Source organism: Longispora urticae (genome assembly GCF_053902585.1).
The window spans coordinates 391,226-403,580 of the sequence record NZ_JAQZSH010000041.1 but is presented as its reverse complement, the minus strand read 5'-3'; the positions used below and the strand labels follow the sequence as shown (position 1 = coordinate 403,580).

General features: G+C 70.3%; 16 protein-coding genes and 2 pseudogenes. 9 read left to right on the top strand and 9 right to left on the bottom strand.

What is annotated here, in order from left to right; all coding sequences use genetic code 11:
• Positions 1 to 5: 5 nt before the first annotated feature.
• Complete coding sequence (locus PT931_RS29595; RefSeq protein ID WP_456248989.1) at positions 6 to 371, bottom strand: ArsR/SmtB family transcription factor; 366 nt, start codon at positions 369 to 371, stop codon at positions 6 to 8.
• Positions 372 to 556: 185 nt separating this feature from the next.
• On the opposite strand from PT931_RS29595, the gene PT931_RS29590 reads away from it, so the two are divergent.
• A complete protein-coding gene (locus tag PT931_RS29590; RefSeq protein ID WP_456248988.1) occupies positions 557 to 1,393 on the top strand; it encodes a hypothetical protein in 837 nt (278 codons plus the stop codon).
• A gap of 122 nt (positions 1,394 to 1,515) precedes the next feature.
• Here the strand turns inward: PT931_RS29590 and PT931_RS29585 are convergent, their stop codons facing one another.
• Positions 1,516 to 1,614, bottom strand: coding sequence for an ArsR family transcriptional regulator (locus tag PT931_RS29585; RefSeq protein WP_456249005.1), 99 nt, complete (start codon positions 1,612 to 1,614; stop codon positions 1,516 to 1,518).
• Between the two features lie 545 nt (positions 1,615 to 2,159).
• Here PT931_RS29585 and PT931_RS29580 point away from each other — a divergent pair.
• Entirely contained in the window at positions 2,160 to 3,143 is a 984-nt protein-coding gene (locus tag PT931_RS29580) for a hypothetical protein (RefSeq protein ID WP_456248987.1), read from the top strand.
• A gap of 37 nt (positions 3,144 to 3,180) precedes the next feature.
• On the opposite strand, the gene PT931_RS29575 is transcribed toward PT931_RS29580, so the two are convergent.
• From PT931_RS29575 to PT931_RS29560, 4 genes are all read right to left on the bottom strand, one after another.
• A complete protein-coding gene (locus tag PT931_RS29575; protein WP_456248986.1) occupies positions 3,181 to 3,456 on the bottom strand; it encodes a hypothetical protein in 276 nt (91 codons plus the stop codon).
• A gap of 206 nt (positions 3,457 to 3,662) precedes the next feature.
• Positions 3,663 to 4,223 carry a DUF4352 domain-containing protein gene (locus PT931_RS29570; RefSeq protein ID WP_456248985.1) on the bottom strand — a complete coding sequence of 187 codons (561 nt, stop codon included), beginning with the start codon at positions 4,221 to 4,223 and terminating at the stop codon, positions 3,663 to 3,665.
• Positions 4,224 to 4,346: 123 nt separating this feature from the next.
• Positions 4,347 to 5,333: a methyltransferase gene (locus tag PT931_RS29565; protein WP_456248984.1), complete on the bottom strand. Its 987-nt coding sequence runs from the start codon at positions 5,331 to 5,333 to the stop codon at positions 4,347 to 4,349.
• Complete coding sequence (locus PT931_RS29560) at positions 5,330 to 5,536, bottom strand: hypothetical protein (protein WP_456248983.1); 207 nt, start codon at positions 5,534 to 5,536, stop codon at positions 5,330 to 5,332. Before PT931_RS29560 ends, PT931_RS29565 begins: the two co-directional genes overlap by 4 nt.
• Before the next feature lie 3 nt (positions 5,537 to 5,539).
• On the opposite strand from PT931_RS29560, the pseudogene PT931_RS29555 reads away from it, so the two are divergent.
• The 3 genes and pseudogenes from PT931_RS29555 to PT931_RS29545 form a co-directional block, all read left to right on the top strand.
• Positions 5,540 to 5,863: pseudogene (locus PT931_RS29555) on the top strand (transposase); the annotation flags it as partial.
• A gap of 57 nt (positions 5,864 to 5,920) precedes the next feature.
• Complete coding sequence (locus PT931_RS29550) at positions 5,921 to 6,046, top strand: DUF6308 family protein (RefSeq protein WP_456249004.1); 126 nt, start codon at positions 5,921 to 5,923, stop codon at positions 6,044 to 6,046.
• Positions 6,010 to 7,137 carry an ROK family protein gene (locus PT931_RS29545; protein WP_456248982.1) on the top strand — a complete coding sequence of 376 codons (1,128 nt, stop codon included), beginning with the start codon at positions 6,010 to 6,012 and terminating at the stop codon, positions 7,135 to 7,137. The genes PT931_RS29550 and PT931_RS29545 overlap by 37 nt, the downstream gene beginning before the upstream one ends.
• Positions 7,138 to 7,164: 27 nt before the next feature.
• Here PT931_RS29545 and PT931_RS29540 read toward each other — a convergent pair whose 3' ends face one another.
• Entirely contained in the window at positions 7,165 to 7,668 is a 504-nt protein-coding gene (locus tag PT931_RS29540) for a hypothetical protein (protein ID WP_456248981.1), read from the bottom strand.
• Positions 7,669 to 7,762: 94 nt separating this feature from the next.
• On the opposite strand from PT931_RS29540, the gene PT931_RS29535 reads away from it, so the two are divergent.
• Positions 7,763 to 8,428, top strand: coding sequence for a type 1 glutamine amidotransferase domain-containing protein (locus PT931_RS29535; protein ID WP_456248980.1), 666 nt, complete (start codon positions 7,763 to 7,765; stop codon positions 8,426 to 8,428).
• On the top strand, positions 8,425 to 9,063 hold the full coding sequence (locus tag PT931_RS29530) for a TetR/AcrR family transcriptional regulator (RefSeq protein WP_456248979.1): 639 nt from the start codon (positions 8,425 to 8,427) through the stop codon (positions 9,061 to 9,063). Before PT931_RS29535 ends, PT931_RS29530 begins: the two co-directional genes overlap by 4 nt.
• A 54-nt stretch (positions 9,064 to 9,117) precedes the next feature.
• Here PT931_RS29530 and PT931_RS29525 read toward each other — a convergent pair.
• Positions 9,118 to 9,294 (bottom strand): annotated as a pseudogene (locus PT931_RS29525) (MerR family transcriptional regulator); the annotation flags it as partial.
• Positions 9,295 to 10,011: 717 nt separating this feature from the next.
• The gene (locus PT931_RS29520; protein WP_456248978.1) at positions 10,012 to 10,974 is read right to left on the bottom strand and encodes a helix-turn-helix domain-containing protein; all 963 of its coding nucleotides are present in this window, start codon (positions 10,972 to 10,974) and stop codon (positions 10,012 to 10,014) included.
• Positions 10,975 to 11,040: 66 nt separating this feature from the next.
• Here PT931_RS29520 and PT931_RS29515 point away from each other — a divergent pair, with 66 nt between their 5' ends.
• Positions 11,041 to 11,880, top strand: coding sequence for an inositol monophosphatase family protein (locus PT931_RS29515; protein WP_456248977.1), 840 nt, complete (start codon positions 11,041 to 11,043; stop codon positions 11,878 to 11,880).
• Positions 11,881 to 11,972: 92 nt separating this feature from the next.
• Complete coding sequence (locus PT931_RS29510) at positions 11,973 to 12,302, top strand: hypothetical protein (RefSeq protein ID WP_456248976.1); 330 nt, start codon at positions 11,973 to 11,975, stop codon at positions 12,300 to 12,302.
• Positions 12,303 to 12,355: the final 53 nt, after the last annotated feature.

The window sequence follows — 12,355 nt, the reverse complement described above, 5'->3', positions numbered from 1 at the left end:
GGCGGTCATGCGACCGCCCCCACGGCCGTTTCCTCGACGTCGCCGGGGTTCACGGACAGCGCGTCGAGGAGTTCAACCCGACCGGACACGATCGCGGTCAGGAACCGGCGGGCGGCGGCCATCAGGTCGGCGACGTCCGGGCCGGCCAGGGCGTACATCACAGTGGACCCCTCGCGGTGGGAGGTGACGATCCCGGCCCGGCGCAGCACCGCCAACTGCTGCGACAGGCTGGACGCCTCGATCGCAACGTCGGCGAGGATATCTCGCACCGGCAACGGCCCGTCGCCGAGCAGTTCCAGGACCCGGATACGCACCGGGTGTCCGAGCGTGCGGAAGAACTCCGACTTGGCCTCATACAGCGGAACCGCCACGTGCCCTCCCTGCATTCACGCCAAGCCACTACAGCAATTGAACACCTCTTCAATTGCATAGGTAACCGCCCGAGGCGGGACTGTGACCCATGCCACTACCGTGCCGCACCCCGGGTCGCCCCGCACTAAGCTCATGTCGAGTTGCGTAACTTCTAAACTTGTAAGGTCGACGAGGATGGGGCCCTGTGCCGACACATCTGTTTCTGCATGACCTCCACGATGGCCGGGCTTCGACCGGCCACCCACGCGTCCCCTCGCACGCGCCGTCGACCTACCGGGGCTTCGCCCTGCTGACCATTGCCGGGGCGCTGGACGAACGTGCCGTGACGGACCTGCGCACGCGCATGGACTCCGCACGCGACCAGGGCGCCAGCCGGATACTGGTCAACCTCGAACAGGTCATCGGCTGGACCCACGCGGGCCTGGTAGAACTCGACCGGCTCGCCCACGCCGCTGCACCCGAATACCTGGGATTCGCCGCGCCACCCGCCGCGCTCGTGGTCGCAGCTCCCTGTCTGATCGAACGGGCCACGTTCCCATCCTTGGAAACCGCCACCGCAGTCCTGACCGCTCCCGTCGGCCCCCTCCCGCACCTACCGGCCGGTGGAATACGCCCCATCCGCCACGCCCACCGCCCGTTTCCCACGGAGCCCGCATCCGTATTCGCGGCCCGCCACTGGGCCCGCACCCTGCTCACCGAATGGAAACTACGCACCCATATCGACCCGATACTGTCCGCGCTCGGCGAACTGGCCGCCCACACCGTCGCCACCACTGCGGCGACGAATGCCAGCTTTCAAGCCGCAGCCCACACGTGGCGCGACTACGAACGGCGCCTGCACCTCACCGTCAGCGTCACCGACACCAACCCCCACCTCGGCGCCCCCGATGACCGGCAGGCGACAGACGCCTACCAGCGCGGACTACGCCAGATCGCCACCCTCGCCGACCAACTCGGCTGTTACCGACAACACACGTCACCTACCAGCAAAGTCGTCTGGTTCACTATCAACGTCCCCTGATCGCACGCGCGGGATGGCGGCGTGCACGAAGGTGGCGCGCACGTTCGACGACAAGACTGCTCCGAACAGCGCAGCCACCGCGATCAGCGCGCCTGGTCGGCGTCGACCTACCACGGGCGCGCTCACACCGGGGCCCGGCGGCGGTCGGCCAGTCCAGCCTGCGGCAGTACTTTGAGGTGCTCGGAGATCGTCGGCTCGGGCAACTCGATGGAGTCGGAGATGCCGCACTTTCACGCCCCGCTCCCTCGGAGGAGGCGATCAGCGAGATCAGCCGCAGCCAGAGCGACTGGACATCCGCATGCGGTCGGTCCGCAAGGGGCTCGTCGTGATGCCGCACAACGTGACGAGTTTTGTTACCTACCCGGGAATTCACGACCTGCCAGGGCGGCTCTTGACAGTCGACTGGCTTCCTGGGGCTCGAACCCATGACCCACGGATTATGAGTCTTCTGGTCAGTGCCTCTAGCGCTTCTACCAGGCACTACAGTATCCGATCTTGGCTCAATAGTGCACTGCCGTGTCTCTGGCTTCTTCAGTTCGCACCACGTGCGCCACCACGCAGCCTCGGCTGTACGCCGGCCCGAGCGAACTCTTTCGCCTCTTCAGGCCGCACCGCCGGCTGCGGCTGATCCTGGCGTTGACACAGAACGTCGGCTACTGGGGCTGAGCGCAGCGCAGCCCCACACCTGAAGCCGGCGGGGCGGGCCGCGCTCTCCGGCGTATCGTGGCCGTCAGCTGTTTGCCTGCGACGGAGGCGGTGCTCTGATTTGGTCGAGCTGATGGCGTTCGATGGCGAGGATGTCCCTGGTGGCCTCGCCGAGCTGGTTGCCGCCTGCGGGTCGGCGTTGGATGGACATGTTGCGCTGCCGGACAACGTTCGTGTGTCGGTGGTGTTCGCGGGGAACTTCGAGGCAACTGTCGAGGAAGCGTGGCGGCGAGCGGGGATCGGCTATGGCGGGTTCGGTTCACAGCGCCTGGGCGGGACGGTGCAGGGTAAGTCCGTTGCGGTCACCGCCGACCAGACTGCGTGGTGGGTGATTGTGAACGCGGGCTGGTGGGCGCAGGCCGGCGCGCGTCCCAGTAGTCCGCTGGAGCACGTCCGTCTTCTGGCGCATGAACTGTTTCACCCGCGCTGGGGTCGACTTCGTGTGGAGTCCGGATGCCCGTGTCCACCGGTGCAGACGCACCGCCCGTTGGACGCCGCGGTGTGGATGGTGGAAAACGCGTTGGAGGAGCTGTACTGCGACCTGGCTGCCGACCGTGTCCTGCACCAGTTGTGCGCGATAGATCAGGGAGAAGGGCCGCGCCCGGTACCGTTTGGGTTGGTCGGAGCGCTGGCCGAAAACAGCTATCTGGACGCCTTGTACGACGCCCTCTTTGAGGTCGAAGCCGCGTGGGCGGAGGCGCTGGGCGATGCTCACCAGCCGCCGCTCGCGCGGTTCGCCGCAGTGGGGCGTTCGACCGGGCGCCTCCTAACACTCCTCGCGCACGCGGAAGCCGAGGCCGTGTCCCTCGGTGGCCCCGGAGCGTTCGGGCTCCCCGAAATCGACAACCACACCCTTGCCCCGTTGGTCAAGCCGACCTGGGACGCGGTACGCAATATCCGCACCGTCCACCCCGAACCGTGGGGCGACTGGGCTGCCTACACCGCGACGGTTGAGGCGACCGCTGGTCAGGCCCTGTTTGAACTGTGGACCCGGTTGGGTCTGGATCCCCACCGGGTACAGCGGGAGACCGCAACTTTCGGGTGACAGCTGCGGGCTGGCCCGCCTGGCTCGCTGACGGAGTTCACCGCAGATCGCGCCGTTGGAAAGCTGCCCAACCGACGGCGAACAGCACGGCCGACATCGTCAGGGATGTGATGAGTGCTGCGGGTGGTAGGCCCTGGGCGAGGATATTGCGTTGCAGGTACCAGTACCAGGGCAGCACGTAGCGGACCGGGGCGAGGACTTCGACCATGGCCAGCAGGCTGTGGATGAGGTAGGTGCCGATCGCGAGGGCGGCGGGGATGGCGACGGCGAGGCCGCGTCGGCCGATGGCGTAGGCGAGGCTCAGGTGCAGCATGGCAAGGGCGAGCATCGCGGCGCTGGCGGCGATCAGGTATCCCCCGGGAATCCGTGCGGCGTTGGAGCGCGAGAGGCGACGTATCGGTGCGGCGGCATGGCAGTGGCCACTGCCCGTCCGTGCTCATGGATTTCACGTGGGAGCTGACTTCGCTGACCAGCAGGTGAGCCACCGCCACCGCCAGAAGAGGCTCCAGATCCCTCATTTCACAGCGCTACGGTCGCTCCGGTGGAGCCCAGGTATGCGTGAACCTCCAGTCCGCGTAGTCGGGTTCCGCGGGGTACGTCGAAAACGAGCGGTCCTTGACGTGTTTGGCCCGGCTGAAGTTCGGCGTTCCATACGTCTGCGTTTCCGCGCTGTGCGGCGAACGCCGCTCCCGCTGCCACATTCGCCGGGTAGCGTTTCCCCTCTGGCCCGAGGCCCACCTGCGCGGATTCGACGAAACGGGCGGAGCGCCCTGCCGTGTTGCGCACCGAAAGCCGCAGCGCGCAGAACTCCTCGGCCGCTTCGACCTGCTCGACGCGAATCAGCCCACATCGCATCGCCGTCACCGTGAACTCGAGGTCACCGTCGCGGACCGGGCCCACCGGATCGAAGCCTCCGGGACCACGGGTCCGCGTCGATGACGCACTGGACAGGAGAGGTTCGACGAATACCGAATCCTGTGGACCGGGAAGGATGAACAGCACCGCACCGACGCACAGGTACGCGGCGAGCAGGCCGCCGGCCATGGAGAAATGCAGCCGGCCACGGGTCGAAGCATCCATAGGCTTATTGAACATCGTTACCGGCCACTAGGTGTCGGTGCTCGCCGATCCAGGGCGTATCGGCAGCCCAGCTCGCCGGGTGAGCTTCTGGCAGAGGCATCCGGTCGCCCGGGGGTCGATGGATCATGTCGCGGTGGCTTCGATGGCGCTGGGCGCGTGCGCGTAGGGCACCGGAGGGGGGAGTACCTGCTGGATGTGGAATCCGGCCCGGGTGAGTAGGTTGGTGTACTGCTCTCGGGTACGGTCGTGTCCTTCGAGTTGGACGAGCATGAGTAGGTCGATGAGGGATACGTCGTCGGTGGTGAGGTCTTCGACGACGAGGAGTCTGCTGTCGGCTTTCATGGCGGCGTGGACCTGGCGGAGGATGCGCAGGGCGTTGTCGTCGTTCCAGTTGTGCAGGCAGCGGGCCAGGACGTAGACGTCACCACCGGTGGGGACGGTGTCGAAGAAGCTGCCCTTGACCAGATCGACCCGGTCGGTGAGGCCCTGGGCGGCGATCAGTTCGGCGGCCTGGTCAACGGCGGTGGACAGTTCCAGGAGTGTTCCGCGCAGGTGCGGGTTGTCGGTGAGGACCTGGGCGAGGAGCCGGCCGGTGCCGCCGCCCACGTCGACGACGGTCGTGGCGGTGCTGAAGTCACACGAGGAGATGACGTCGGGGATCCGGTTGCGACTCATGGACGCGTTCCATGTCCGTGCGGCGTCGGCGTCCGCGTCGAGGTGGTCGTAGACTGACTTTCCCGTAATCTTCTCGAAGCCGGGCCGGCCTTCCAGGAGTGGGTGCATGATTTCGGCGAAGGAGCGGTACACGTCCTCGCCGTAGATGATGGCTGTGCCGTGCATCGTGGTCGGGGTGTTACGGCGCAGCAGTTCGGTGACCGGGGTGAGCGCGAACGTGTCGGGTTCGGGTTGCTCGAGCAGGTCCACAAACACCAGTGCCCGCAGCAGTCGGTGCAGTGCCTGCGGGTGCGCTCCGCAGGCCGCGGCAAGCTCCTTGACGTGCCTAGGGCCGTCGGCCAGGAGGTCGGGAACCTCTAGTTTTGCCAGCGCGTAGCAGGCCTGGGCGACCCAAGGTCCCTGCAGGATGGAGATGAGTCGTCCGCGCTCGTTCATCGATGCTCCAGGGCCAGCGTGTAATCCAACCCTTGAACATCATTGTCAGCACTGAAGTCGTTACAAAGTGACGGGAATGTTCTGCCGGACAGCCAGTCGACCTCGGCGGCCACCTGTTCGACCGCTACCGCCTCCTGGCCGCCATCGTCGACACCGACCTGCAGGCCGCAGGCCAACAGGCCCGGGCCCGGGGGCACGGTCACTGCCTACACGCCTACCCACACGCCCCAGTCGTCGCCGTGATCTGCGACAACGGAACCATCCACCACAGCGGTATCACCCGCCGCTGGCTCGCCGACCATCCACGCCTACTCCTGCTCCACGGCGCCCGATACAGCCCCCAGGACAACCCGACCGAACGCGTCTGGGCCGCGATGAAAGCCGACATCGCCAACACCGCGCCCGCGACCATGGCCGACCGAATCCGCCAAGCCCACGCGTTCTTCAGAAACCACACACCAGCCCAGATGCTCGCCGCAACCGTACCCTGGACATCACCCCGGCTACCCGAAGGTTACGGACAAGACTTCCCCAGGCGCTTAGCCGACGAGGCCGCTTCGTGGCCTGCGGACTGGGCGGGGTGGCGGTTGCGGGCCGCACTCCTGGATTTGGACGGGGTGGGCGTGACGACGGCGACTAAGCTGATGGCCCGCAAACGGCCCCGGCTGCGCCCAATGTGGGACCCGCCACCGGCCTGTCCCGCCCCGCCGTGACCCGGGCCCTGGCCGACCTGCGCGACGCCGACCTCGTCGAACTCGTCGCCGACGAGACGAGCCGGATCGGCCGCCCCGCCCAACGCGCCCGGTTCCGGGCCGAACTCGGCCACGTGGCCGGCGTCGACGTCGGCCCGCACAAGATCCTGATCAAGATCGCCGACCTCGCCGGCGAGGTCCTCACCACCCACCGGACCACCACCCCACCCACAGCCACCGGACCCGAGGTGTTCGACCTGGTCACCGCAGGACTCGACCAGGCCGTCGCCGCCGCCGGGCTGACCCACGCCGACCTGTGGGCGGTGTGCGTCGGTACCCCCGGCATCGTCGACCGCGACCACGGCGAGGTCGTCCTCGCCCCCAGCATCCCCGGCTGGGCCGGACTACCCGTCGTCCCCGCACTCCGCGACCAACTGCACTGCCCCGTCCTCATCGACAACGACGTCAACCTCGCCGTCCTCGCCGAACGCTGGCAAGGCACCGCCGTCGGCGTCGAATCCCTCGTCTTCGTCCAATGGGGCGAACGCATCGGCACCGGCCTCATCATCGACGGCGCACCCTACCGCGGCGCCCACGCCGCCGCCGGCGAACTCGGCTTCCTCGACCTCGGCCTCCCCCCCAACGACCCCACCGGCCGACCCGCCACCAACGAAGGCACCGGCCCCTTCGAACGCCTCGTCGGAGCCGCCGCCATCCACGAACTCGCCACCGCCATGACCGCCGGCGGACGCGACCGGGACCTGCACGCCCAACTCACCGCGCCCGGGGAACGCGACATCGCGCCGCTGTTCGCCGCCGCCGCAGCCGGGAGCCCCGTCGCCGTGGCCGTCGTCGACCGGGTCGCCGCCCGCTTCGCCCAGGGGCTCGGCGCGCTCATCCTGCTCATGGACCCCGAACAGGTCGTCATCGGCGGCGGACTGTCCCGCGCCGGCGACACGCTGCTCGACCCGGTCCGCCGGCACCTGCTCGGCCGGACGCTGTCCTCCCCCACCGAGGTGCGGGCGTCGACGCTCGGCGAGGACGCGGTGGCGCTCGGGGCGGTCCGGCACGCGTTGGACGCTACGGCGGACCGGTTGACGGCGCTGGCGTAGCGCGGGCGCGGGCGCGCCCGGTCGGGCTCAGTCGCCGTGTGACTCGCGGACGACGGCCAGCGGGCCGCCCACCCGCAGCAGCGCCGAGCTGAGCGCCCGCTCGGCGGCCACGTCCGTGCGGCCCGGGCGGGTGACGAGGCGCTGGCCGTCGAGGGTGATCCACAGGGTGGTGGACTTCTCCCGCCCGCGGTACCGGATGATCTCCAGCCTCTTCAACGCGGACGCCGGGTGGGTGAGCAGTTGGCCGTCGACCCGGCGGAGCACGACCCGGTCGGGGAGCACGAACCGCACCTCCACGATCCGCGCACGGTCCCGCGACCAGTCCCATCCACAGAGGACCAGCGCCAGGACCGGGATCACGAGGGCGTACGCCATCGCCGGGCCGGCCAGGCCGGAGTCGCCGGTCAGGGTGCCGGCCGCGCAGCCCAGCACGGGCACGGCGGCGAGCGAGATCCCGACCACCTTGGCGAACTGGCGCGTCATGTCATCGGGATCGTCCGACATGGAGCGCCACGCGAGAGAATCGTCCACCCGCCGAGTGTCACCGACGGAGGCAACAAACCGGTAAACAAGAAAGTTCGCAAAGAAATTTGGGTGTACTAAAATTTCTGTGTACGCTCACAATATGACTCAGCGCATCCTGATGGTCCTCACCTCCCACGGCGAGCTCGGCGCGAGCGGCACGGCCACCGGCTTCTGGCTGGAGGAGCTCGCCGCCCCGCTCGCCGCGTTCCGGTCCGCCGGGTTCGACGTCGAACTCGCGTCCGTCCGGGGCGGCCGGCCCCCGCTCGACCCGGGCAGCGCGGAGTACGACGCGGGCGCCGTCCCCGACCTCGACGACCTGCTGGCGGCCACCACGGCCCTGGACACGGTCGACCCGGCGCGGTACGCGGGCGTGTTCCTCGTCGGCGGGCACGGCACCATGTGGGACTTCCCCGACGACCCGCACCTCGCCCGCCTCGTCACCGACGTGCACCGGACCGGCGCGGTCGGGGCCGTCTGCCACGGCGTCGCCGGGCTGCTCGGGGCCACGGCCGACGACGGCACCCCGCTGGTGGCCGGCCGCCTGGTCACCGGGTTCAGCGACGCGGAGGAGAAGATGATCGGCGCGGACGCGGTCATCCCGTTCCACCTCCAGCAGCGGCTCACCGGGCTCGGCGCGACCGTCGAGGTGGGCGCGCCGTTCACCGGATGCGTCCGGCGGGACGGCCGCCTGGTCACGGGGCAGAACCCGCAGTCGTCCGCCGCCACCGCCGCCGCGCTGGTCGAGGTGCTGGCCAGCGTCCGGTGACCCTCGAACCGGCGGCCCTGGCGGCCCTCCCCCTCCGGGAACGCAAACGCGCCCGGACCCGGGTCGGGCTGTGGCGGGCGCTGCGGGACCGGATCGAGCACACCCCGTTCACGGACATCACGGTCCGGGAACTGGCCGCCGCCGTGGAGATCTCCGAGCCGACGTTCTTCGCGCACTTCGCGTCGAAGACCGAGCTGCTGGCGTACCACATCTGCCTGTGGCGGATCGAGACCGTCCTCGCGTCGGCGTCGGCCCCGGACGGCGCGGCCTTCCTCCGCCGGTTCTTCGCCGCCACGGCCGCGTCGGTGCTCGCCGGGCCCCGGATGTGGTTCGAGATCACCGGGGAGGTCGCCCGGGGCGGCGGGCTGTGCGCGGTGCTGGACGTCGGGGCGGCCGAACGGCTGCTGGTGTTCGGCACACCGGCCGCCCTCGACGTCGCGATCGTGCCGCAGGGGGACCTGTTCGCCGGGCACCTGGCGGTCGCCGCCGGGCGGGGCGAGCTGACCGGGCCGGTGGACGCGGCGGTGACCGCCCTGCTCGCCGGGTTCTACGGGGTGCCGCTGGCCCTCGGGGAGTCCCGGCTGGCGGAGCTGGAAGCGGCCTACTCGGCCCACCTGGACCAGGTGCTGACCTGACCCGTCGGGCCCCGGACCGGCGAGTCCGGGGCCGCGCGGGCTCAGCCGGTGCCGTTCGTGTTCGGCGGTGACGCGCAGGGCCTCGGCGGGCTGGTCCTCGAGGACGATGATCCGACAGGCGGATTCCAGCGGGGTACCGCCGTCGACGAGTTCACGGGCGCGTGCGGCGAGGCGCAGCTGGTACCGGGAGTAGCGGCGGTGTCCGCCGTCGGAGCGTTGCGGGGCGATCAGCCCGAGGGGCCCCGGCGCGGTTGCGCCGGAGCCCGGAGTCCGTCCAACACCATCTACCGGCAACGAGCACCGGTGTCATCTTGCGTCCCAACCCCGTACCGGCGGCTGGAGCGCGATCGCGTAATCGTGACCGTAGACCACCTTCCTATCCGTGGGACTGCGGTGTCCGTGCGGCGACAGCTCAAGCCGGCACGGGCGATCTGCGATGGCGTCGAAACCCCTTTCCCATGAACTACGAGTACATCCACACACGGCCCCACACGCTGACCGCCTTGGCCTCGATCAGAGCCCTCACATCACAACCTGGCCCCGACACGCCTGACCTGTACTTCTACGTGCCTGTCGGGCGGCCCGGAACAACACCGCCCCTCACCGGCCAGGACCCTGACGTCGAACTCGGCCCTGGCGCGCGTGCCGTACACGTTCTGTCTTGCTTGTTGCCGTGTCGCGTCGTGCCGTTGATCCGTTCGCGGCCTTCGTGACCGCCGGCAGCGCCACCGCCCGGAGCCCCGTGCAAGAACTCGGCCCCGACACGCCTGACCTGCCTATCCATTCGAACGAGCGACTAGTCTCTGTCGCCCCACATGGACTCTTTCTCGCTCTAACAGGAGTAAAGCTAACACGCACCGACAGGGATGTCTACCGTGACCCCTACAGATTTTCTGGACCCTGGCGCAGAGACCACGCCGCCCCGGCGGCCAGGTCACGGTGCCGGAGTCACGCCGTGGCGTCGAGGAGGACCGTGCCCGCGTGGGTGACCAGGTAGAGGACGCTGCGGCCGTGCGGGGTGCGGGCGACCAGGCCGGCCGCGAGCAGGACGTGCAGGTGCTGGGACACCGCGGCCGGGGACAGCCCGACCCGCCGGGCCAGTTCCGTGGTGGTCGCGGGGCCGCGCAACAGGGCCAGCAGCCGGGCCCGGGACGCCCCGATCGCGCCGGCGAGCCCGTCCGGCGCGGGCGCGCCCTCCCACAGCAGCGCGGCGGCCCGGGCCGGGTAGACGGCCACCGGGGGCGAGTCGGGCCGGATGTTCCACAGCACCCGCCGGTCGACGAAGACGCTGGGCATCAGGGGCAGGCCCCGGCCGCGCAGGTCGAGGTCGAGGTCCCACGGGTCGTCGGCGAGCAGACGGTCCCCCGCCCAGCGGACCGTCGGGTGCAGGGTGTCGAACAGCCGCCGGGGGCCGCCCTCGGCGAGCTGCCGGGACCGGTGCGCGATGTCGCCCTCCAGCAGGGCCCGCATCCGGGGCCAGTACGGCAGGATCGCGGCCCCGTGCCAGGCGGAGACGGCGTCGGCGAGTACCCCCAGCAGCTGTTCCGGGTCTCGCAGTCCGGCCCGGATCCGGGGCGCCAGAGGCCGGCGGGCGGTGGTGGCGGTCAGGTCGGCGGTGACGACGTCGGGTGGGGTGGCGCGCAGCCGGGCGAGCTCCTCCTCGAACTCCACCAGCGGGCCGGCCGGCGGCGGGGTCAGGAAGTCCGGCACCCACGCGCCGGGGGCGGCGACGTCCCGCAGGAGCGGCAGGTGGGCGGTCGCCCGGTGCCGGACCTCGCGGACCCAGGGCAGGTGCACGGCGTGCCGGCCGGGGTCGGCCAGCGCGTACAGGCTGCGGACCGTCTCCCAGAGCGGGGAGATGCCGAACCGGACGTCGGCGACGTCGGCGACCTCGAAGCGGATCACGCTCACCGGTACTCCATTCGGTGTGGGCTTAATCCTTGAGGGTTCCACACCGGCCGGCCGTTGACTGGACGCATGACGACGACGATGAACGGACCGGCCGTGGACCGGGAACTGCTCGACTTCGCGGTGTCCGTGGCGGGGCGGGCCGGCGCGCTGTCCGCCGAGATGTTCTTCGCGGGGGCGCCGAGCACCCTCAAGCCGGACGGCAGCGAGGTCACCGACGCCGACCTCGCGGTGGAGGACCTGATCCGGGCGGAGCTCGGCAGGTACGCGCCCGACGACGGGGTCCTCGGCGAGGAGGCCGGGGAGAGCCCCGGCAGCTCGGGGCGGCGCTGGATCACCGACCCGATCTCGGGCACCGCGTACTTCAGCCGCCGGATGCCGCTGTTCGCCAACCTGCTCGCCTACGAGGACGAGTACGGCCCGGCGATCGGCGTCATCAACATGCCGATCCAGCGGGAACTGGTCTTCGCCGCCCGGGGCCTGGGCTGCTGGGTCCTGACCGGCCCGACCGACGACCGCACCGCCGCCCGCCGGACCCGGGTGGGCGACCGGGCCCGGCTGGACGGCGCGCTGACCCTGGCCATGAACCAGCACACCTGGTCGGAGGAGCTGCTCGTCGCGCTGCACCGCCGGGTGGCCGTCGTCGGCGCGATCCACCACGTGGCCGTGCACCTGGTGACCGGCCGGGCGGACGCCGCCGTGATCACCCAGCAGGGGTACGACGACCTCGCCCCGCTGCCCGTGATCCTGCACGAGGCCGGCGGCCGGGTGACGGACCTCGACGGCGCGCCCGTGCTGACCGGGGACGGCAGCGTCCTCGCCACGAACGGGGTGCTGCACGACGAGTTCCTGGGGCTCGTGGCGGGGCTGCCCCGGGCCGGGCGACCGAAGGCGCTCAGCAGGGCGTGAACAGCGTTTTCCAAGTCCGGCTTCCCACAAAATGTCAGGGTGGCGTAAGGAGCCCGCGCCCGGTCTCCGGTACCTGAGGAAAGGACGGACCCATGCGACGTCGTTTCACGGCACTCGCCCTGCTCTGCGGCGGCCTGCTGTCCACCGTGGCCCTGGCCGCGCCGGCCCACGCCGATCCCGCCGAACCCGCCGCCGCGTCGATCTCGGCCCGGTGCGTGGACGGCACCCGGATCCGGTCCTCGCCGCCGGACGGCGCGGTCGTCGGGCTGTGCTACGCGCCGCACTCCGTGACCGCGCACTGCCGGCCGAGCACCACCAACGGCTACTGGGTGCGGATCACCGACGTCACGACGGACGTCAGCGGCTGGGTGAGCGGGAACCTCGTCAAGGCCGTGGGCTGGGAGACCCTGCCGTACTGCTAGGAACGCGCCGCCGCCGCGCCCCCGCCGGGCCCCCGCCCGGCGGCGGCACCCTT